Source organism: Streptomyces iakyrus, assembly GCF_000717055.1.
In the GTDB taxonomy this organism is placed as follows: domain Bacteria; phylum Actinomycetota; class Actinomycetes; order Streptomycetales; family Streptomycetaceae; genus Streptomyces; species Streptomyces iakyrus.
Window position 1 is genome coordinate 240,576 of the sequence record NZ_JNXI01000005.1, and the last position, 21,955, is coordinate 262,530.

Sequence of the window (21,955 nt, forward strand, 5' to 3'; positions counted from 1 at the left end):
CTGCCGTGGGGCGGGCCGGCCTACAGCGCCTTCAGCCCCTCCGACGTGGCCCGGGCCAGCGCGCCCAGATACCCCTTCGGCAGCTTCGGGCTGCGGATGACCACCGAACGCCAGTAGAGCGGGCCGGAGATCAGGTCGAGCGCGAGGTCGTGGTCGATGCCCTCGCGCAGCTCGCCGCGGCGTTCCGCCGCCGTCACGATGCCGGTGGCGACGCCGTCCTGCCCCTCGCGCAGGGCCTTCTGCAGGGCCTCGGCGATCTCGGGGTTGCGGGCCGCCTCGGCCTGGAGGTCGGGGATGACCTGCGAGGCGACGGGGTGGCGCAGGGCGCGGGACGTCACCTCGTAGAGAAGGCGCAGGTCGCCCTCCAGGGAGCCGGTGTCCGGCGCGGGCAGGCCCTGCACGGCGAGCGCCGAGACGATGTCGAGGACCAGGTGCAGTTTCGAGCGCCAGCGGCGGTACACCGCCGTCTTCCCGACCCCCGCCCGGCGCGCGATCCCCTCGATGGACATCCGCGCGTAGCCGACGGCCGCGAGCTCCTCGAAGACGGCAGCCCGGATCGCTTCCGTCACGTCCTCCCGCAGTACGGCCGCCCCCGCGGGGGCCCGGCGGCGCGGGGGCTGCTGGGGCTCGTCCGGCTTCGTCGTCATGCCGACAGCATAGGGCGTCACGACGAAACGGTTGCGTTCCGACGCTCGCCCGTCGTACGCTCCCGTTACGACGATACGGTCCCGTCCCGACGTAAGAAGTCGTGAAGAGTCGGGTAAGAACCGGCTCCTCCTCGCTCTTCACCCCCCGGTCCCACACCCCCCGAGCGAAAGCAGCGGATGTGAGTACGGTCCTCCACACACCGCCCGAGACCCCGGCCCCGGCCGAACACGACCTCGCGGCCCTCGCCGCCCGCCACGGCCTCGCGGTCAGCGGCGCCCGGCCCTCCCTGCCCGAGTACGTCCGGCAGCTGTGGGCCCGCCGCCACTTCATCACCGCGTTCGCCACCGCCAAGCTCACCGCCCAGTACAGCCAGGCGAAGCTCGGCCAGGTCTGGCAGGTGATGACCCCGCTGCTGAACGCGGCGGTCTACTACTTCATCTTCGGCGTGCTGCTCGGCACCAAGCACGGCGTGCCCGACTACATCCCGTTCCTGGTCACGGGCGTGTTCATCTGGACGTTCACACAGAGCTCGATCATGGCGGGCACCCGCGCCATCTCCGGCAACCTCGGCCTGGTGCGCGCCCTGCACTTCCCGCGCGCCGCCCTGCCGATCTCCTTCTGCCTCCAGCAGCTCCAGCAGCTGATGTTCTCGATGGGCGCCCTGGTCGTCATCCTGCTCTGCTTCGGCGTGCCGGTCAGCGCGTCCTGGCTGCTGGCCCTGCCGGCCCTGTTCCTGCAGTTCACGTTCAGCGCGGGCATCTCCATGGTCATGGCCCGGATGGGCGCCAAGACCCCCGACATCGCCCAGCTGATGCCGTTCGTGCTGCGCACCTGGATGTACGTTTCGGGCGTCATGTGGAGCATCGACAAGCTGGCACAGAAGGACAGCCTGCCCCACGTGGTGAAGGTCGCGCTGGCGACCAACCCGGCGGCCGTCTACATCGACCTGATGCGCTTCGCCCTGATCGACAGCTTCCACGCGAGCCAGCTGCCCGCCCACGTGTGGGCGATCGCCGCGGGCTGGGCCCTGCTCGCGGGCGTCGGGGGCTTCATCTACTTCTGGAAGGCTGAGGAGACGTACGGCCGTGGCTGAGCACCCGAGCGAGAAGATCCCCACCGTCGTCGCCGACGGCGTCGACATCGTCTACCGCGTCAACGGCACCGGCGCCGGACGCGGCTCCGCGACCGCCGCCCTGAACCGCATCGTGCGCCGCAAGCAGGCCGAGAAGGCCTCGGGCGTGCGCCGGGTGCACGCCGTGAAGAACGTGTCCTTCGTCGCCTACCGCGGTGAGGCGATCGGCCTGATCGGCACCAACGGCTCCGGCAAGTCGACCCTGCTGAAGGCCGTCGCCGGGCTCCTGCCCGTGGAGAACGGCCGCATCTACACCGACGGCCAGCCCTCCCTGCTCGGTGTCAACGCCGCCCTGATGAACGACCTGACCGGCGAGCGCAACGTGCACCTCGGCGGCCTGGCCATGGGCATGTCCCGCGAGCAGGTCAAGGACCGCTACCAGGAGATCGTCGACTTCTCCGGCATCAACGAGAAGGGCGACTTCATCACGCTGCCGATGCGGACGTACTCCTCCGGCATGGCCGCGCGGCTGCGGTTCTCCATCGCCGCCGCCAAGGACCACGACGTCCTGCTGATCGACGAGGCGCTGGCCACCGGCGACCGCTCCTTCCAGAAGCGCTCCGAGGAGCGCATCCGCGAGCTGCGCAAGCACGCGGGCACGGTGTTCCTGGTCAGCCACAACAACAAGTCGATCCGCGACACCTGCGACCGGGTGCTGTGGCTGGAGCGCGGGGAGCTGCGCATGGACGGGCCGACGGAGGACGTGCTCAAGGAGTACGAGGCGTTCACCGGTGACAAGGCGGACAAGCCGAAGCCCAAGCCGAAGGCCGCCGCCGTTCCCTCGTGAGGCCCACTCGGTCGGTGCTTTTGTCGCATTGATGGCAGCATGACCGCATACCGTGCAGCCGTGAGAGGGGTCCCCGTGATGGCCGAGCTCAGCATCGTCGTCCACGGGCCGAACGTTCAGGACCATCTGACGGAACTCCTCGACTCCCTCACCGCCCATCCCCTGCCGAATGCCGAGGTGATCGTGGCCGCGGTCGGCGACTGGGCCCGGGAGACCGCCGAGCGGCACGCCCCAGAGGTACAGGTCGTGCCGCTGCCGGACGGCACCGGGGACGCGGCGGCCCGGGCAGCGGGCGCGGCCCGGGCCTCCGGCCGCTGGCTGCACTTCGTCCACGCCAAGGACGGCCTGCCCGCCGGCACCCCGCGCATGGTCGCCGAGCGGGTGGCCGAGCTCCCCGGCGAGGTCGACGTCCTTCTCGTGGACCACGTCCGCAGCACCTGGCACACCTCCGGCATGCCCTCCCCGGACGGCCCGCTCCTCGCCCGGGCGGGCCGCGCCGACGTCCCCCTGGACGACTGCTCGCCCCTGCTGCGGCTGACCCCGCTGCTCGGCACCCGCGTCCTGCGCGCGGACTTCTGGCGGGCGCACGAGGCGCGGCTCACCACCGACGACGAGCCGTACGCCGCCCTGGCCGCCCTGCTGCTCGCCGACCGCGTCGCCTGCCTGCCGCACATCGCCTACGAGGACCGCCGGCTGCGCCCCGCGAGCCTGCCCCCGGTCACCCCCGAGCAGCGCTACGGCCTCGTCGAGCGCTACGAGTCCCTCCTCGATCTCACCCGCGACCGGCGCACCGCGCACACCGTGCTCTACGACCTCATGGTCCGCGACTGCCTGCGCACCTTCGCGCGCGGTGGCATGGCGGAGGAGGTCGCGCGGGAGTTCTTCCGCCGGGCGTCCCTGGCCGCCCTGCGCCGCCGCCCCGAGGGCCACCGCCGCCCGGGCGGACTCGAAGGCGTCCGCCGCTCCCTGCTGGAGGAGGGCGCCTACGCGAAGTACCGGGCCTTCCAGGCCGTCAACCGCACCCGCCGCACCGCCAAGTCGGCCGTACGGGCCCGTAAGCGCCAGGCGGGCGCCAGACTCCGCGACCACCAATACCGCAGGGCGCTCGGCCGCCCCGTCAATCCGCACCTCGCGGTGTTCGCGGCGTACTGGAACCGCGGCGTCGCCTGCAACCCCGCCGCGATCGCCGCCAAGCTCGCCGAACTGGCCCCGCAGATCCACGCGGTGTGGGTGGTCACGGAGGAGAACGCGGCCCTGCTGCCGACCGGCACCGACCACGTCGTGCCCGGCAGTCGCCGCTACTGGGAGGTGCTGGCGAGTGCCAAGTACCTCGTCAACAACGTCAACTTCGAGAACGCCGTGGTCAAACGCCCGGACGCGATCCACGTCCAGACCCACCACGGCACGCCCCTGAAGCGTATGGGCCTCGACCAGATGGCGTTCCCGGCCGCCGCGCAGGGCCTGGACTTCAAGGCGCTGCTGGAGCGCATCGACAAGTGGGACTTCAGTGTCTCGGCCAACAGCCACACCACCCGCATGTGGGAGCGGGCGTACCCGTCGCGCTACGTCTCCCTCGACCACGGCTATCCGCGCAACGACGTCTACTACACGGCCGGCGCCGACACCATCCGCACGGTCCGCGACCGCCTCGGCATCGCCCCGGGCCGCCGTGCCGTCCTCTATGCGCCCACCCACCGCGACTACGAGGCCGGCTGGACCCCGCGCCTGGACCTCGCCACCCTCGCCGACCGCCTGGGCGACGACACGGTCCTGCTCGTGCGCGGCCACTACTTCTACGACGGCGCCGCCTCCCCGCTCACCGGCCTGCGCCGCACCGGCCGGATCATCGACGTCTCCTCCTACGACCCGGTCGAGGAACTGTGCCTGGCGGCGGACGCCCTGGTCACGGACTACTCCTCGATCATGTTCGACTACGCCAACCTCGACCGGCCGATCGTGATCCACGCCGACGACTGGGAGACCTACCGCACCACCCGGGGCGTCTACTTCGACCTGATGGCGGAGGCCCCCGGCCCGGTCGCCCGCACCCAGCAGGAGCTGACGGAGATCCTCACCACCGACGCCTGGCGCGACGAGAGCGCGGCGAAGACCAGGGCCGTCTTCCGGCGCCGGTTCTGCGAGTACGACGACGGACGCGCCGCCGAACGCGTCGTCCGCCGGGTCTTCCTCGGCCAGGACGAACGGGAGCTGCCGCCCGTGCTGCCCCTCGAGGAACGCACGCCGGCCCCGACCCCGCAGGAGGCGACCGCATGAGCACCCCCGACGTCACCGTGACGGTCATCGTCTACAACGACGCCGAGCGCCTCCCGCGCGCCGTCGCCTCGGTCCGCCGACAGACCCACGCCAACCTCGAAATCATCATCAGCGACGACCACTCCACCGACGCGACACCGGCGGTGGCCCAGCGGCTCGCGGCCGAGGACCCCCGCATCCGCCACCTCCGCCTGGAGCGGAACAGCGGCGGTTGCAGCGCCCCGCGCAACCGCGCCCTGCAGATCGCGCGGGCGCCGTTCCTGATGTTCCTCGACAGCGACGACGAACTCCCCGACAACGCCGTCGAACTGCTGCTCGCCGCGCACCGCGAACGCGAGATCGACTTCGCGATGGGCGCGGTGCAGCGGGTCAGGGTGGACAACGGCCGCCGCTCGACGTGGATGCCGCACCTGGTCGCCGAGCGCCGCGCCCTCGACGGCATCGAGGCCGACCCGCGCCTGCTCTTCGAGCACCTGGCCACCAGCAAAATGTACGCCCGCGCCTTCCTCGACCGGCACGACCTGCGCTTCCCCGAGGGCATCCACTACGAGGACCAGCTGTTCTCGGCGCAGGCGTACTGCCTGGCCAAGAGCTTCACGATCATCCCGGAACCGGTCTACCGCTGGTACGTGGCGCCCTTCGCGGCCTCCGGGGCCGCCTCGATATCCAACCAGCGGCACAAGCTCGCCAACGTCCGGGACCGGGTCCACGTCCAGCACCTCATCGACGCGTTCCTGGCCGAGAGCGGGCACGAGTCGCTGCGCGAGGACAAGGACCACAAGTTCCTCAAGCACGACCTCCGGATGTACGCCGGTGACCTGCCCTACCGGGACGACGCCTGGCTGACGTCCTTCGCGGACCTCGTCATCCCCTACCTGGACACGCTCACGCCGGGCGCGTTCGCCCGTCTCCCGCGCGCCGAACGCGTCGTCATCCAGCTGATCCGCGACCGGCGCCTGCCGGAGGCCCGGCTGGCGGCCCTGGGCCTGGGGCACGGAGTGGCGCCGAGGCGCGTGACGGCCGACGCGGAGGGGCGCACCTACTGGGGGGACCGCGTCCCCGAGTCGGAGTGGTCCCGCCGCGAACTGGACATCTCCGACCTGGAGCTGGAGACGCGCCCCTTCCCGAGCGCCCAGTTCCGCCACGAGATCAAGGAGATCACCCGGGGCCCGGGCGCTTCGATCGACCTCACGATCCGCACCTACGACCCGGCGCTGCGCCTCCCCGTCGGCCCCCAGCGCGCGACGCTCCTCATCACCCCGGGCCGCCACCGCCTTCACGTCCACTTCCGCCTCTCCCCCGTCCGCCCCGGCATCTTCGAGGGCCACGCCCACCTCGACCTCGGGGCGGCCCGGCTCCCCCTCCAGGGCTTCGCGGGAATCCGCCACCCGCTGCTCCGCCTCCGGCACCAGGGCCTGTCCCACACGGGCCTGCTGCTGGCGCCCCTGACCTTCCCGACGCTGACGACGCGTGTGCCGTCCCACCACCTGACGGTGGAACCGGAGGGCCACGGCCCGGGCCGCCTCCAGGTCCGCTGGGAGCCGGTAGGAGTGACGGCGAAGCTGATCCGCCCGACGGTACGCAGGCTGGCCCGCCCTAGGGTGAAGTCGGCGGCGCGGCTGGTGGCGAGCGCGCTGAAGTAGGCCTAGGCCGTGCCCAGGTGCGCGTCGCGCTGGAACACCCAGGTCCGGTAGACGAGGAAGCGGAAGGCCGAGGCCAGCACGATGGACAGCGCCTTGACCGCGTTCGCTTCGAGCGGCCCGTCCAGGCCGAGGCCGTGATAGCCGGCGTAGAACAACCCGCTCTCCATGGCGACGCCGATCGCGCTGAAGACGAAGAACAGCGCGATCTGACGCCGGGTCCGGGACGCCCGGTCGCGATAGGTGAAGTACCGGAAGCCGAGATAGTTGGTCCCCATGGCGGCCAGGCTGGCCAGGACGGTCGCCGCCATGGCGTCCCGGTGCAGTCCGTGCAGCAGCACGTTGAACACCAGGAAGTTCACGGCGACGCCGCTGCCACCCACCAGCGCGAAGTTCACCGCTTCGAGGACGACGCCCCTGACCGGGAGAGCGGGGGCGGCCACTCGCTCCTCGGATACGTTCACAGTCACGACCCAAGCCTTAGCGGGGTTCGGTAAGCCCTCCCCTCGAATCGCCCAAAGGCCTCCCAAGAAGACAGGCGCCCCGGGCCGGACCGGCCCGGGGCGCCTGTCACGCCGTACGCCCTAGGAGTGCGTGCGCAGCAGCGTCCTCATCGTGCGCATGGCCACCGACAGGTTGGCCAGGTCGAACGAGTCGGAGCTCTGGATGTCCTCCAATGTGGTGCGCGCCCGGCTCAGGATCGCCGCGTTCTTCTGCTCCCACGCCTTGAAGCGCTGCTCGGGCGTCGAGGTGCCGTTGCCGACGGCCAGGACGTCGGCGGTCAGCGCCGCGTGCGCCGCGTACAGGTCCTCGCGGATCGCCGCGCGGGCCATGGACTGCCAGCGGTCGGCGCGGGGCAGCTCGATGATGCGGTCCATGAGCTGGGTGATGCGCAGCCGGTCGGCGAGGTCGTAGTACACCTCGGCGACGTCCAGCGGCTCCCGGCCCATGCGGTCGGCGATCGAGACGATGTCGAGTGTCGGGAAGGCCGAGGAGAAGCCCGCCACCCGCGTGGCGAGTTCGTCCGGGACACCGGCGCCGGTCAGCTCGTCGTAGATCTTCTGGTACCACTCCAGGTCGGCGCCGCGCAGCAGCTTCGGCAGCTGCCCCCAGACCTGCTCGACCCGCTCGGCGAAGAAGTCGACCGTCCCGGCGAGCTCCAGCGGCTGCGGCCGGTTGTTGAGCAGCCAGCGCGTGCCGCGCTCCACCAGGCGGCGCGCATGCAGCCGGATACGGGTCTGGACCTCGGCCTCGACCTTGTTGTCGAGCGCCTCGACGCCGTCCCACACCGGGGACTGGCGGAAGATCGCCCGGGCCGCGGTCTGCGCCCGCACGATCTCCTCCAGCGACGCGCCGGTCTCCTCGCGCAGGCGGTGCAGGTACGTCGTACCGCCCGTGTTGACCGTGTCGTTGACCAGGACGGTCGTGGTGATCTCGCGGCGCAGCGGGTGGCTGACGAGGTGTTCGGGGTACTGCTCGCGCAGCTCCTTCGGGAAGTACGCGTGCAGCAGGGTGCTCAGGTACGGGTCGTCCGGCAGCGTGGTGTGCAGCAGCTCCTCGGCGACCGTGATCTTGGTGTACGCCAGCAGGACGGCCGTCTCGGGGCCGGTCAGGCCCTGGCCCTGGGCGAGCCGCTCGCGGATCTGCCGGTCGGTGGGCAGGAACTCCAGCGCCCGGTCCAGGTGCCCCTCCCTGACCAGGTGCTTCATGAAGCGCTGCTGGGCGTGGAGCATGGCGCTGGACTGGGCGAGGGCGTTGGCGATCGCCGTGTTCTGCGCGTAGTTGTTGCGCAGCACCAGGCGGCCGACCTCGTCGGTCATCTCGGCGAGCAGCTTGTTGCGCTGCTTGACGGTCATGTCGCCGTCCGTGACCAGGCCGTTGAGCAGGATCTTGATGTTCACCTCGTGGTCGGAGGTGTCCACGCCCGCGCTGTTGTCGATGGCGTCGGTGTTGATCCGGCCGCCGTGCAGCGCGAACTCGATCCGGCCGAGCTGGGTCAGGCCGAGGTTGCCGCCCTCGCCGACGACCTTGACGCGCAGGTCCTGGCCGTCGACGCGGATGGCGTCGTTGGCCTTGTCGCCGACGTCCGCGTTCGACTCGGCGGAGGACTTGACGTACGTGCCGATGCCGCCGTTCCACAGCAGGTCCACCGGCGCGTGCAGGATCGCCTTCATCAGGTCGGCCGGGGTCAGCTTGGTGACCTTGGCCTCGATGCCGAGGGCCTCGCGGATGTGCGCGTTGACCGGGATCGCCTTGGCCGTGCGCGGGAAGATGCCGCCCCCGGCCGACAGCAGCTCCTTGTCGTAGTCCTCCCAGCTGGAGCGGGGCAGCTCGAACAGGCGGCGGCGCTCGGCGTAGGAGGTGGCGGCGTCCGGGTTCGGGTCGAGGAAGATGTGCCGGTGGTCGAAGGCCGCGACCAGGCGGATGTGCTCGGAGAGCAGCATGCCGTTGCCGAACACGTCACCGGACATGTCGCCGATGCCGACGACCGTGAAGTCCTCGCTCTGGCAGTCCACGCCCATGTCGCGGAAGTGCCGCTTGACCGACTCCCAGGCGCCGCGGGCGGTGATGCCCATGCCCTTGTGGTCGTAGCCGGCGGAGCCGCCGGAGGCGAAGGCGTCGCCCAGCCAGAAGTTGTACTGCTCGGCGACCCCGTTGGCGATGTCGGAGAAGGTCGCCGTGCCCTTGTCGGCGGCGACGACGAGGTAGGTGTCGTCCTCGTCGTGCCGGACGACGTCGGCCGGGGGCACGACCTCGCCCGCGACCATGTTGTCGGTGATGTCGAGCAGCGCCGAGATGAACGTCTTGTAGCTGGCCACGCCCTCGGCGAGCCACGCGTCCCGGTCGACGGACGGGTCCGGCAGCTGCTTGGCGACGAAGCCGCCCTTGGCGCCGACCGGCACGATGACGGTGTTCTTCACCATCTGCGCCTTGACCAGGCCGAGGATCTCGGTGCGGAAGTCCTCACGCCGGTCGGACCAGCGCAGACCACCACGCGCGACCTTGCCGAAGCGCAGGTGCACGCCCTCGACGCGCGGCGAGTAGACCCAGATCTCGAACGCCGGGCGCGGTGCCGGCAGGTCGGGGATGGCCTGCGGGTCGAACTTCATGGAGACGTAGTCGTGCGGCTTGCCGCCCGCCGCCTCCTGGAAGAAGTTGGTCCGCAGCGTCGCCTTGATGACGGTGAGGAAGGACCGCAGGATCCGGTCCTCGTCGAGCGAGGCCACCTGGTCGAGGGCCGCGTCGACCTCCTCCAGCAGCGCGTCCACGATCTCGTGCCCCGCGCGCTGCCGGTCCGGCGACATCCGCGCCTCGAAGAGGGAGACGAGCAGCCGGGTGGTGTGGACGTTGTTGCGGAGGGTGTCCTCCATGTAGTCCTGGCTGAACGTCGAGGCCGCCTGGCGCAGGTACTTGGCGTACGCGCGCAGCACCACGGCCTGGCGCCAGGTCAGCCCGGCGCTCAGCACGAGGGCGTTGAAGCCGTCGTTCTCCGCCTTGCCGGTCCAGGTGGCGGCGAAGGCGTCCTGGAAGCGCTCGCGGGCGTCGTCGCCGAAGTAGTCCCCGCCGCCGTTGGCGCGGGGCATGCGCAGACCGAAGTCGTAGATCCAGGCCACGCCGCGGTCCGAGCAGCGCAGCTCGTAGGGCCGCTCGTCGACGACCTCGACACCGAGCCGGTTGAGGACCGGCAGCACGGCCGAGAGGGAGATCGCGTCGCCCGTGCGGTAGATCTTGAAGCGGCGCTCCTCGGGGGCGGCACCCACAGGCTCGTACAGGCTGAGCGCGAAGTCCTTGTCCGCCTCGGCGTTGAGCTGCTCCAGGTGGACGAGGTCGGCGACCGCGGCGCGCGGGTTGTGGTCGGCCTTGTAGCCCTCGGGGAAGGCGTGCGCGTAGCGGCGCATCGCCTCGGCCGCGTGCTCCTCGCCGAGCTCGGCGTTGAGCGCCTCGGCGAAGGCGTCCTCCCAGGAGCGGGCGGCCTCCACCAGCCGGGCCTCGATGCGCTCCTTGTCGGAGTCGGACAGCTCCGGCAGCTCGGTGCCCTGCGGGACGCGCACCACGAAATGCAGCCGGGACAGGATCGACTCGGTGTTCCACGCCGTGAAGTCGACGCTGATCCCGCCGAGCTCCTCCTTCAGGATCTCGATGATCCTGAGGCGCACGGCCGTGGTGTAGCGGTCGCGCGGGAGGTAGACGAGGGCGGAGTAGTAGCGTCCGTACTCGTCCTGGCGCAGGTAGAGCCTGAGGCGCCTGCGCTCCTGGAGGTAGAGCACGGAGGTGACGATCGACCGCAGCTCGTCGACCGGGGTCTGGAACAGCTCGTCGCGCGGGTACGTCTCCAGGATCTGCAGCAGGTCGCGTCCGTCGTGGCTGTTGGGCGAGAACCCGGCCTGCTTCAGGACCTCCTCGACCTTGCGCCGGATGACCGGCACCCGGCGCACGGACTCGGTGTAGGCGGCGGAGGAGAACAGCCCGAGGAAGCGCCGCTCGCCGATGACGTTGCCGTCCGCGTCGAACTTCTTGACGCCGATGTAGTCCAGGTAGGACGGCCGGTGCACGGTCGACCGGCTGTTCGCCTTGGTCAGCACGAGCAGCTTGTGCTCGCGCGCCTTGGCCCGGGCGTCGGCGGGCAGCCGCTCGAACGAGGGGCTGACCGGGTGGCTCTCCTCGGCCGCGTGGTGCGGGTCCGCGCGCAGTATGCCGAGTCCGGTGCCGGGCACGGCGGCCAGCGAGTCGTCGTCGCGCAGCTGGTACTCGCGGTAGCCGAGGAAGGTGAAGTGGTCGTCCGACAGCCAGCGCAGCAGCTCGCGGGCCTCCTCGACCTGGGGTCCGGGCAGGTCGCCGGGGATGGGCTCGTCCGGCAGCCCCTCCGCCAGCCGGATCGCCGCCTCCCGCATCTTGCCCCAGTCCTCGACGGCCTCACGGGCGTCGGACAGCACGCGCAGCAGGTCGGCGGTGATCTGCTTCAGATCGGCCCGGTCGGTCTCGCGGTCGATCTCGACGTGGATCCAGGACTCGACGTGCGCGTCGTGCGGTAGGTCGCCGGTGGCCGGGGTCGACAGGACCTCGATGAGCTTGCCGGTGACGTCGCGCCGCACGACGAACTGGGGGTGGATGACGACGTGGATGCCACGCCCCTGACGCGTCAGCTCATTGGTGACGGAGTCGACGAGGAAGGGCATGTCGTCGGTGACGACCTCGACCACGGAGTGGCTGCAGGTCCACCCGTTCTCTTCCACCGTGGGGGTGTGCACCCGCACGTTCGCCGTGCCCTGGGGGCGGTTCTCGGCCAGCCGGTAGTGCGATACGGCCGCTCCGAAGACGTCGACCGGGTCGCGGTCGGTGAGGTCCTCCGGGGCCGTGTGCAGGTAGTAACGCTGGAGGAACGTGAGGAGGGTCTCGCGGTCCGGGGCCTTCTGGGCGTCTGGGGTCTCCTCGCCCGTCGACCCGGTCGGTAGGTGCCCCCCGACCGGGCTGTTCTCAGCTACCCGGGCGGCCCTCTCGAGCAACTCGGCCTTGGCTTCGTCCAGCTTGGTCTGCATTGTCCTCTGGCTCCTGTCGCGCGCCGTTGCGTGACGTAGAAGGAAGTACGGCCTCTGCGCTTACGACCTCACGTCGTGACACGGGGTATCCGGTCTGGTCCGACGCTATGCCGCAAGGTGAGATGAGCGGGGGTGTCTGAGCCATTCTTGAGCTGCGCCACCGGTGTGACGATGCTCTCTGCGACGCCCGGGTCCTGGTGATGTTCGGCGTCCCGGGAGCCCTCGACGGCACGTCCCGCCCGCGAAGACCAGCGACTGCCGCCCGGTCACGGATGTGGTCCGTGCTCTCCGGGCGCAGGGCAGGGACGACGACGTCCCCGCGAACTATCGCGCTGATCACGCCACCAAGGCTATCGCTCCTTACAGGGGCTCCGTCATGAGCCGTATGTGTACAAAACCAGCCCTGGAAGTTTGACGTTCTGCACAGTGCCGCTACGCATTTCGGTCTGGAGAGCCTCTGATGTCGGTCTCGGAGCTTTGTGGGGGCCGGTCAGGCCGCGAGCCGCTCCGCCTCCTCGACCGCTTCCTCCAGCGTGTCCACGACAGGCACGCCGACCGCTTCCAGGCTCACCCGGCTGTGCGACCCGCCGGTGTACAGCACGGCCCGGGCCCCGACGTGCAGCGCGGCCACGGCGTCGTCCGCCGCGTCCCCGATCACCACGGTGCGCTCCGGCGCCACCCCGCTCAGCGATGCCAGGTGCCGCACCATGTGCTCGGCCTTGCTGCCCCCCGACGGGCCGGTCCGCCCGTCCACCCGTATGAAGTGCGGCTCGATGCCGAAGCCGCGCACCAGCGGCACGAGCTCCTCGTGCACGTACATGCTCAGGATCGACTGGCTGCGACCCGCCGAGCGCCACCCGGCCAGCAGCTCCACGGCCCCCACCGTCAGCCCGCACGCCGTCCGGTGCTCGGCGTAGTACCGGTGGAAGACGTCGTCCATCGCCTCCCACTCGGCCTCGGTCGGCAGCCGCCCCATCAGCCGCTCGTAGAACTTCGGCACCGGCACGCAGTACAGCTCCCGGTACTTCTCCAGCGTCAGCGGCTCCAGCCCCAGCTCGGCGAAGGCCGCGTTCGTCGCCCCGATGATCGCGTCGATGTCGTGGAACAGCGTCCCGTTCCAGTCCCAGACAATGTGCGCGCCCGTCTTCATCCCCATGCCTGAAAACGTACCCGCCCTCACTGACAATCAAGAGGACGGCGCCTCAACGCGCCCCCCGGGGGGCATGTTCCGTCCCGCATGTTCAGTCCCCGCGCCCGACCAGGTTCGCGATCTCCTGCGTGGCGAACCACAGCAGCTCGTGGTCCTCGGCCCCGTCCACGAGGTACTGCGCGTCGTCGTCCCCGCCGTCCGCCGCCGGCAGCGCGTCGGCGGCCGCCGTCACATCGGCCCGGGCGTCCGCCGCGTCGACGTGCACCGACGCCGCCTTGGCCAACGGCACCGGTCCCGCGACCCGCACCTCGCCCGGTGCCGGATCGAGCCCCCGGCCAGGATCCGCGCTCACGGCCCGGTCGGCCACGTCGACGGCGATCACGACCCGGCGCCGTGGCGCCTCGGGCTCCTCCGCCAGCAGGCGCAGCGAGGCCAGCGCGGCCCGGCCTAGCGCCGCGTACTCCAGTTCCTCGGTGTCGTCGGAGACGTACCACTCGCGCAGCCCGGGCGTCACGGCGTAGGCGGCGAACGGCCCGGCTCCCAGCTCGCCCGTCCGGTACGCCTCGGCGAGACCGGGGAGGGTCAGGGGCACGTAGACACGCATGGGCTGGCCGCTTTCGTGGTCGTGGTCGGGCGTCCGAAGGGCTCCGCGAGGCTCCGGAAGGCCTTCAGGATACGTGCGGGGCGTCCCCTTTCGAGTCCCGCCCCGTGACGCCCGGGGCGTCCACCCCGGGCCCGGAATTCACCCTGCGCATCCCCGCATTCATGGGCTCCACGCCTTCGATATCACCCGGATAAGCGAACCTTCCGGCGCCCGCGACGCGCATCCCCCTTTTCTTGCCGCCGCCCCCGTAGGCCCCGTACAAGATCACCACCCGAAGTTACTCCCCGGTACCCACCGGACCCACGAAACGGGGACCCCCATGCACAAGGTCATGACCAGGACCCAGCCCCGCCCCACCCGCGCCCGACCCGGCACCGACCGCGCCGCCCTGACGACGGCACCCTTCCCGCCGACGAGCACGACTCGCCACGTCTCGGACGGCACCGCGCCGCGGACACCGGCCGGCACCACACCCCGCGCCTCGGGCGACGCTGCTCCCCACACACCCGCCGGCGCAGCACCTCCGCGGTCCCCCGGGAGCGGCCGGATGCGGCCTCCCGCGGCGGGTGGGCGCCCGCCGGCCTCCACCCGTGCCAGGGCCTCCCGCACCCGCCCGTCGGACACGCGCCCGCCGACCCCCTCCGCGACCCGCACAGCACCCCGCAGGACCACGGGAACGGCCACCATCCCGGAACCCGCGGACGCGACAGCTTCCGCCCCCGCCGAGGCCGGAACGGCCCCCCGCGTCCCGGCCCAGGGGTCCCGCCCCGCGGTGATCCCCCAGCCCCTGCCCACCGACCTCTTCGCCGACCTCCTCGTCGCCGTGCTGAGCGGTCACCGCCCCGTCCACTCGATGCTCCGCCACACCCGTGGCCGCGCCTACGACGAGCTGGCGTGGCTGGCCGAACGCGGCCCCCTGCGCACGCGCGGTGCCCGTCCCGTCGTCCGCGACATCGGCTACTACGAGCCCCGCCCGGGCGCCATCGAGGCCTTCGCCCGTATCGGTGCCGGCGACCGGCTGCGCGCCATGGCCTTCCGCCTGGAACTCGGGCGGGACCGCCGGTGGCGCTGCACGGCTGTCGAACTCGGCGGCCCCCGCCCGCCTCGCCCGGAAGCCGACTGAGGCCGCGAGGCCGCGAGGCCGCGAGGCCGACTGAAGCTGTCGACGCCGGCTGATGCCCTCGACACCGACTGATGCCGTCGACACCGACTGATGCCGTCGACGCCGAAGGGCCGGACACCCTCGGGTGTCCGGCCCTTCAAACCGCTACGGCGCCTCGGCGACCGTCACTTCTTGCGGCGGCCACGCCCCCGCGCCTGCTTGCGCCGCTCCGCGCGCGTGAGGCCGTCGGCCTCGGAGCGCACCGGCTCGCCGTCCTCGGTGAAGTCGCCCTCGATGGTGCCGCCCTCGCCGTCGACCGTCGGCGCGGAGAAGTGGAGGTTGCGCCGCTGCGGGACGTCGAGCCCCTTGGCGCGGATCTCCGGACGGGAACCCGCCTGCGCCGGCACCGCGTCGTGCTTCTCCAGGTCGGCCACCGGCTTGGTGTCCTCGACCGGGACCTCCTCGACCTGCTGCTCGACCTGGACCTCCAGGTTGAACAGGTAGCCGACGGACTCCTCCTTGATGCCCTCCATCATCGCGGTGAACATGTCGAAGCCCTCGCGCTGGTACTCGACCAGCGGGTCCTTCTGCGCCATGGCGCGCAGGCCGATGCCCTCCTGGAGGTAGTCCATCTCGTAGAGGTGCTCGCGCCACTTGCGGTCCAGGACCGACAGCACGACCCGGCGCTCCAGCTCCCGCATGATCTCGGAGCCGAGCTGGTCCTCGCGCGCCTGGTACTGCTCGTGGATGTCGTCCTTGATGGAGTCGCCGATGAACTCGGCGGTCAGCCCGGCACGGTCGCCGGCGGCCTCCTCCAGCTCCTCGATCGAGACGTTGCACGGGTAGAGCTGCTTGAAGGCGCCCCACAGCCGGTCGAGGTCCCAGTCCTCGGGGAAGCCCTCGGCGGTCTCGGCCTGGACGTAGGCGTCGATGGTGTCGTCCATGAAGTGCTGCACCTGCTCGTGCAGGTCCTCGCCCTCCAGGACGCGGCGCCGCTCGCCGTAGATGACCTCGCGCTGGCGGTTGAGCACCTCGTCGTACTTCAGGACGTTCTTGCGCGTCTCGAAGTTCTGCTGCTCGACCTGCGACTGGGCGGAGGCGATCGCGCGGGTGACCATCTTGTTCTCGATCGGCACGTCGTCCGGGACGTTCGCCATCGACATCACGCGCTCGACCATCTGGGCCTTGAACAGGCGCATCAGGTCATCGCCGAGGGAGAGGTAGAAACGGGACTCGCCCGGGTCGCCCTGACGGCCCGAACGACCGCGCAGCTGGTTGTCGATACGGCGCGACTCGTGGCGCTCGGTGCCCAGCACGTAGAGCCCGCCGAGCCTCTCGACCTCGTCCTTCTCCGCCTGGACGGCCTTCTCGGCCCGCTGGAGCGCCTCGGGCAGGGCGTGCGCCCACTCCTCGATGTGCTCCTCGGGGTCGAGGCCACGCTGGCGCAGTTCCGCCTCGGCGAGGTCCTCGGGGTTGCCGCCGAGCTTGATGTCCGTACCACGGCCGGCCATGTTCGTGGCCACCGTGACGGCACCCTTGCGGCCAGCCTGGGCGACGATCGTCGCCTCCCGGTCGTGCTGCTTGGCGTTCAGCACCTCGTGCTGGATGCCGCGCTTGCTGAGCTGCTGCGAGAGGTACTCGGACTTCTCGACGGAGGTCGTGCCGACGAGGATCGGCTGCCCCTTGCGGTGCTTCTCCTCGATGTCGTCGACGACCGCCTCGAACTTGGCGACCTCGGTCCGGTAGATCAGGTCCGACTGGTCCTTGCGGACCATCGGCCGGTTGGTCGGGATCGGCACCACGCCGAGCTTGTAGATCTGGTGGAACTCCGCGGCCTCGGTCATGGCCGTACCGGTCATGCCGGACAGGCCGGGCTGTTCCTTGCCGTTGTGGTCGTGGCGCTTGTAGAGGCGGAAGAAGTTCTGGAGGGTGATCGTGGCGAGCGTCTGGTTCTCGTCCTTGATCGGCACCGCTTCCTTGGCCTCGATCGCCTGGTGCATGCCCTCGTTGTAGCGGCGGCCCGCGAGGATACGTCCGGTGTGCTCGTCGACGATCATGACCTCGTCGTCGATGATGACGTAGTCCTTGTCCTTCTTGAAGAGCTCCTTGGCCTTGATGGCGTTGTTCAGGTAGCCCACCAGAGGGGTGTTCACCGACTCGTAGAGGTTGTCGATGCCCAGCCAGTCCTCGACCTTGGCGACACCGGACTCGTGGATGGCGACGGTGCGCTTCTTCTCGTCGACGTCGTAGTCGCCGGTTTCCTCGATGCCCTTGAGCGGCTGGCCGGCCTCGCCGCGCTTGAGGCGCTTCACCAGCTTGGCGAAGTCCCCGTACCACTTGGTGGCCTGGTCGGCCGGGCCGGAGATGATCAGCGGCGTACGGGCCTCGTCGATGAGGATGGAGTCGACCTCGTCGACGATGGCGAAGTTGTGGCCGCGCTGGACGAGCTCGTCCTGGGACCAGGCCATGTTGTCGCGCAGGTAGTCGAAGCCGAACTCGTTGTTCGTGCCGTACGTGATGTCGCAGGCGTACTGCTCGCGGCGCTGAGCCGGCGTCATGTTGGCGAGGATGCAGCCGACCTCGAGCCCCAGGAACCGGTGGACGCGGCCCATCATCTCGGAGTCGCGTTCGGCCAGGTAGTCGTTGACCGTGATGATGTGGACGCCCTTGCCGGACAGGGCGTTCAGGTAAGCCGGCAGGGTGCCGACGAGGGTCTTGCCCTCACCGGTCTTCATCTCGGCCACGTAGCCCATGTGCAGGGCCGCGCCACCCATCATCTGCACGTCGTAGTGACGCTGGCCGAGGACCCGCTTGGCGGCCTCGCGGACTGTGGCGAACGCCTCGGGCAGCAGGTCGTCCAGGGTCTCGCCGTCGGCGTAGCGCTGCTTGTACTCATCGGTGAGGGCGCGCAGCTCGGCGTCGGAGAGGTCGACGAAGTCCTCTTCGATGGAGTTGACCTGGTCCGCGATGCGGTGCAGCTTGCGCAGGATCTTGCCTTCGCCTGCACGCATGATCTTCGAGAGGACGGACACGGGGGTTGGTCTCCTTGCCGGTCGGGCCTGGGACGGTCGGTTACCACTTGACTTACTGAGCAACGGCCATCGTATGCGAGGACCCCACCGCGCCGGGAGGGCCTGCCGTGACGGCGACCGTCCGCTGCTTCGATTCTGATTCACGTCTGCGTCGAGATTCACGTCTGCTTCAAAGGGGACAACGTGCGGCCCCCTCGGATAGTGCCGCACTCCTCCACCGAATTGCACAACCCGTAATCACCTCTTCACCGACGGCAAGCACAAGACATCACGGCCGGCATCCGAGCAGAATCGCCCGATGGAACCCGTCACCCTCACCACGGACCGTCTCCTGCTGCGCGCGGTGGGCCCCCAGGACACCGACGCGGTGTACGAGGCCTGCCAGGACCCCGGCATCCAGCGCTGGACCACGATCCCCTCGCCCTACCTGCGCGAGCACGCCCAGAGCTTCACCGAGCAACTGGTCCCGGACGGCTGGAGGGACGGCTCCATGTTCACCTTCGGCGTCTTCCTGCACTCCGCGGAACTGGCGGGCATGCTCGGCATCACGATGCGCGCCCTGGGCATGGGCGAGATCGGCTTCTGGGCCGCCAAGCAGCACCGCGCCAACGGCTACGTCACCGAGGCCGTCCTCACCGTCTGCCGCTGGTCCTTCACCCGCGCCGCACTCGACCGCGTCGAATGGCGCGCCGAGGTGGGCAACCGGGCCTCCCGCGCGGTGGCGGAACGAGCGGGCTTCACGATCGAGGGCACGCTGCGCTCCGCGACGAACAACAAGGGAGTGCGGCGGGACACCTGGGTGGGCTCACTGCTCCCCTCGGACATGGGCCTGCCGTCGACGGCCCCGTACCTGCCGGCCCGCTGACCTGCCCCTCCTCCCCGGAGAACCCGCAGGTCACCCCCGTTGTCAGACCCACCCCCTACGCTGCGACCATGACCACCCCTCGCCCCATCGCCGACCTCTCCGCGGACGAGGCCCGCAGAATCGCGCTCCGCGCCCAGGGCTTCCTCGGCGCTCCCGACCGCCGTTCCGGTGTCCGTGGCGTCCTCCGCCACCTGGGCGCGATACAGCTCGACACCATCTCGGTCCTGGCCCGCTCCCATGAACTCGTCCCGTACGCCCGGCTGGGCGCGGTCGGCCGCAGAACGGTCGAGGATGCCTACTGGCAGGACACGCACTCCTTCGAGTACTGGTCCCACGCCGCCTGCATCCTCCCCATCGAGGAGTGGCCCCACTTCGCCTTCCGCCGCCGCGCCTACCGCAACCGCCCGCAGTGGAACCACGACCTGCCCGACGGCGTTTACGACCAGGTCATCAAGCAGCTCCGCTCCGAAGGCCCCCTCACGGCGACGGAGTTGGGCGGCGCGAAGAAGACGAACGACTGGTGGGACTGGTCCGGCTCCAAGGTCGCGGTGGAACGCGCCCTGATGTACGGCGAGGTGGTCTGCGTGGAGCGCCGCGGCTGGAAGCGCATCTACGACCTCGCCGAGCGCGCCGTGCCCGACGATTTGCTGCACGACGAGCTGGACGACACCGAGTGCCTGCGCCGCCTGGTCGGTCTGGCGGGCCGGTCCCTCGGGGTGGGCACCCGCGCGGACATCGCCGACTACCACCGCCTCAAGGGCGAGCAGGTCGACGCGGTGATCGCCGAGTCCGGCCTGGTCCCGGTCTCGGTCGAGGGCTGGGGCAAGCCTGCGTGGGCCGATCCCGCGGCTCTGGAGACGCCCCCGCGCGGCCGCCACCGCACCACGCTCCTGTCGCCCTTCGACTCCCTGATCTGGGAGCGGGCGCGCACGGAGCGGATCTTCGGATTCACGCACCGCCTGGAGGCCTACGTCCCCAAACAGAAGCGGATCCACGGCTACTTCGCGATGCCGGTCCTGGCCGGCGGCCGTCTGGTCGGCCGCGTGGACCCGGCCCGCGAGGGCCGCACGCTGGTCGCCAAGCAGGTCACCCTGGACGGCACGAAGGCCGTCCAGGCCGTCGCCCAGGCCCTGGCCGAGGCGGCGACGTGGGTGGACTGCACGGACGCCCGCGTGGAACGGGTCGACACTCCGGAGCTGCGCGAGCCCCTGGCGCGGGAACTCGCCCGCCTTCTCGGCTGAGACCGCGTCCTAGCGGATCTCGAGGATCTTCTCCCGCATCGCGTACACCACCGCTTCCATCCTGGAGTGCAGTTGCAGCTTCTCCAGGATGTTGCGGACGTGGTTCTTCACGGTGTTCTCGGAGATGAACAACTCCTTGGCAATGTCACGGTTGTTCATTCCCGTCGCGACGAGCTTGAGGACTTCCAGTTCGCGGTCGGTCAGGCGCGGCGCGGGCACCAGCCGGCGTTCGTCCGTGCGCTGGATCATCGACTTGAACTCGGTGAGGAGTTTCGACGCCATGGACGGGCTGATCTGCGACTGCCCGTCGGCCACCGCGCGAATGGCGGTGGCCACCTCGTCCGTGGAGATCTCCTTGAGGAGATAGCCGGTCGCTCCCGCCTTGATGGCCTCGTAGAGATCGGCTTCCTCGTCGCTGATCGTCAGCATGATGATCTTGGCGCTGGGTGCCACTTCCTTGATGGAGGTGCACGCCTCGATCCCGCCCCGCTTGGGCATCCGCACGTCCATCAGGACGATGTCGGGCAGCAGGTCGGCGGCCTTCTCGACGGCCTCGGCGCCGTCGCCCGCCTCCCCGATGACCTGGATGTCCTCCTCGGCCGCGAGCACGATCTCCAGGCCCCGGCGGAACAAGGCGTGGTCGTCCACCACAAGGACTCTGATCGGTTCCTTGCGTGGAGTCCCCGAGTCCGGGCCCATGCCGACGACGCCGTCGTCGGCATCCTCGTCACGCATCGGTCCGAAGCTGTCCGCCATCGTTCCTCCCCCTGAAGGCTGTGGCCTGAGGTCCTGAGCCATCGCCAACCCAGAGCAACGACCCACCGGTTGGGCCGTGGCCACCATGATTTCATGCCCGGACGGCACCGGGGTGCCGGAGCGGGGCGCGAAGTGGTCGCACGGGGGTGCCCCTGGGGGCGCACACGCGCTCCAGGGGCACCTGTTCCGCTGTCACCCGGCACGGTCAGCCGCCGAGCGCACCACCCGCGTCGGGGGAGTGCGCCTGGGTGACCATCGTGTCCGTGCTGAGGTGGATCACGCCGTAGTCGTAGGCGTGCCGTCGGTAGACGACACTCGGTTCCTTGGTCTCGGAGTCGACGAACAGGTAGAAGTCGTGCCCGACCAGCTCCATCTCGTAGAGAGCCTGGTCGAGGGTCATGGGGGCTGCGACGTGGGTCTTCTCGCGGACGACGATGGGGCCGTCACCCTGCACTTCCAGCGAGCCGATCTTCTTCGTGGGTACGGCCTCGGGCTCCTCCTCGGAAGCCGGCACCAGGCCGTTTCCGTTGAGCGTCGCCACACCCGGGACGTGGTCGGCGACCTCGGCGGCCGGGATCCGGCGCGCGCCACGGCGCGAGTACCGCTTGTCGTGCTGCCTGCGCAGCCGGGCTTCCAGCTTTTCCGCCGCCAGGTCGAGCGCCGCGTACGGATCGCTCGCCGCTGCCTCCGCCCGGATCACCGGGCCGCGGGAGCGGAGCGTGATCTCCACTCGGTCACAGCGGTCGGCCTGCCGGGGGTTGGGCTCCTTGGACACCTCGACGTCGAGGCTGATCACCTTGCCATCGAGCTTCTGGATCTTCTCCAGCTTCAGCTTCTCGGCCACGTGCTTCCGGAACCGCTCGGGCACCTCGGTCTTGCGGCCCTTGACGACGATGTCCACGCAGAACTCCGTTCCCGGATCACTCCGCTGCGGTGCGGAGCGTCTCCCTTTTGCACCAGGCTCCGGTGAGTCCCGGAACCTCGGACTCGGTGACTTCCACCTCCTCCCCCGCGAGCGAGATCTCCACTCCACCGGTGCGAGTGATGAAGAAAAACTCGCAGCACGGCATTCGGATTCGAGAGGTGTGGCCTGCGGCTTTCCCTCTCAACCGAACATATCTCGCCCGGACGGATGTCGTCACCCTCTACTGCGGCGTACCTCCGTTCAGGTGAATAGGCCCTCTCGT

General features: G+C 70.2%; 15 protein-coding genes. 7 read left to right on the forward strand and 8 right to left on the reverse strand.

Annotated elements, in window-relative coordinates; translation table 11 throughout:
* Positions 1-20 precede the first annotated feature (20 nt).
* Positions 21-647 carry a TetR/AcrR family transcriptional regulator gene (locus tag OO68_RS11815; protein WP_033308232.1) on the reverse strand — a complete coding sequence of 209 codons (627 nt, stop codon included), beginning with the start codon at positions 645-647 and terminating at the stop codon, positions 21-23.
* A 179-nt stretch (positions 648-826) separates the two neighbouring features.
* Between OO68_RS11815 and OO68_RS11820 the strand changes: the two genes are divergently transcribed.
* The 4 genes from OO68_RS11820 to OO68_RS11835 all read left to right on the forward strand — a co-directional run bounded on the left by OO68_RS11820 (position 827) and on the right by OO68_RS11835 (position 6,484).
* A complete protein-coding gene (locus OO68_RS11820) occupies positions 827-1,741 on the forward strand; it encodes an ABC transporter permease (protein WP_033308233.1) in 915 nt (304 codons plus the stop codon).
* Complete coding sequence (locus tag OO68_RS11825; protein WP_033308234.1) at positions 1,734-2,567, forward strand: ABC transporter ATP-binding protein; 834 nt, start codon at positions 1,734-1,736, stop codon at positions 2,565-2,567. Before OO68_RS11820 ends, OO68_RS11825 begins: the two co-directional genes overlap by 8 nt.
* A gap of 78 nt (positions 2,568-2,645) precedes the next feature.
* A complete protein-coding gene (locus OO68_RS11830) occupies positions 2,646-4,841 on the forward strand; it encodes a CDP-glycerol glycerophosphotransferase family protein (protein ID WP_033308235.1) in 2,196 nt (731 codons plus the stop codon).
* Complete coding sequence (locus tag OO68_RS11835; protein WP_033308236.1) at positions 4,838-6,484, forward strand: glycosyltransferase family 2 protein; 1,647 nt, start codon at positions 4,838-4,840, stop codon at positions 6,482-6,484. Before OO68_RS11830 ends, OO68_RS11835 begins: the two co-directional genes overlap by 4 nt.
* Before the next feature lie 2 nt (positions 6,485-6,486).
* Here OO68_RS11835 and OO68_RS11840 read toward each other — a convergent pair whose 3' ends face one another.
* The 4 genes from OO68_RS11840 to OO68_RS11855 form a co-directional block, all read right to left on the reverse strand.
* Complete coding sequence (locus OO68_RS11840) at positions 6,487-6,951, reverse strand: GtrA family protein (RefSeq protein ID WP_245236946.1); 465 nt, start codon at positions 6,949-6,951, stop codon at positions 6,487-6,489.
* Positions 6,952-7,065: 114 nt separating this feature from the next.
* The gene (locus OO68_RS11845) at positions 7,066-12,018 is read right to left on the reverse strand and encodes an NAD-glutamate dehydrogenase (protein ID WP_033308237.1); all 4,953 of its coding nucleotides are present in this window, start codon (positions 12,016-12,018) and stop codon (positions 7,066-7,068) included.
* Positions 12,019-12,508: 490 nt separating this feature from the next.
* Positions 12,509-13,174, reverse strand: coding sequence for an HAD family hydrolase (locus tag OO68_RS11850; RefSeq protein WP_033308238.1), 666 nt, complete (start codon positions 13,172-13,174; stop codon positions 12,509-12,511).
* An 85-nt stretch (positions 13,175-13,259) separates the two neighbouring features.
* Positions 13,260-13,772, reverse strand: a complete 513-nt coding sequence (locus OO68_RS11855; protein ID WP_033308239.1) for a DUF6912 family protein — start codon at positions 13,770-13,772, stop codon at positions 13,260-13,262.
* 772 nt (positions 13,773-14,544) lie between these two features.
* Between OO68_RS11855 and OO68_RS48455 the strand changes: the two genes are divergently transcribed.
* The gene (locus tag OO68_RS48455; protein ID WP_329503533.1) at positions 14,545-14,895 is read left to right on the forward strand and encodes an Rv3235 family protein; all 351 of its coding nucleotides are present in this window, start codon (positions 14,545-14,547) and stop codon (positions 14,893-14,895) included.
* A 164-nt stretch (positions 14,896-15,059) separates the two neighbouring features.
* On the opposite strand, the gene secA is transcribed toward OO68_RS48455, so the two are convergent.
* A complete protein-coding gene (gene secA, locus OO68_RS11870) occupies positions 15,060-17,906 on the reverse strand; it encodes a preprotein translocase subunit SecA (protein WP_033308241.1) in 2,847 nt (948 codons plus the stop codon).
* A 298-nt stretch (positions 17,907-18,204) separates the two neighbouring features.
* Between secA and OO68_RS11875 the strand changes: the two genes are divergently transcribed.
* Positions 18,205-18,771, forward strand: coding sequence for a GNAT family N-acetyltransferase (locus OO68_RS11875; RefSeq protein WP_033308242.1), 567 nt, complete (start codon positions 18,205-18,207; stop codon positions 18,769-18,771).
* A 68-nt stretch (positions 18,772-18,839) separates the two neighbouring features.
* The gene (locus tag OO68_RS11880) at positions 18,840-20,012 is read left to right on the forward strand and encodes a winged helix-turn-helix domain-containing protein (protein WP_033308243.1); all 1,173 of its coding nucleotides are present in this window, start codon (positions 18,840-18,842) and stop codon (positions 20,010-20,012) included.
* Positions 20,013-20,021: 9 nt separating this feature from the next.
* Here the strand turns inward: OO68_RS11880 and OO68_RS11885 are convergent, their stop codons facing one another.
* Together OO68_RS11885 and hpf are read right to left on the reverse strand one after the other, a co-directional pair.
* Positions 20,022-20,768 (reverse strand): response regulator, encoded by a 747-nt coding sequence (locus tag OO68_RS11885; RefSeq protein ID WP_033308244.1) that lies wholly within the window; start codon positions 20,766-20,768, stop codon positions 20,022-20,024.
* 205 nt (positions 20,769-20,973) lie between these two features.
* Entirely contained in the window at positions 20,974-21,669 is a 696-nt protein-coding gene (gene hpf, locus OO68_RS11890; RefSeq protein WP_033308245.1) for a ribosome hibernation-promoting factor, HPF/YfiA family, read from the reverse strand.
* Positions 21,670-21,955: the final 286 nt, after the last annotated feature.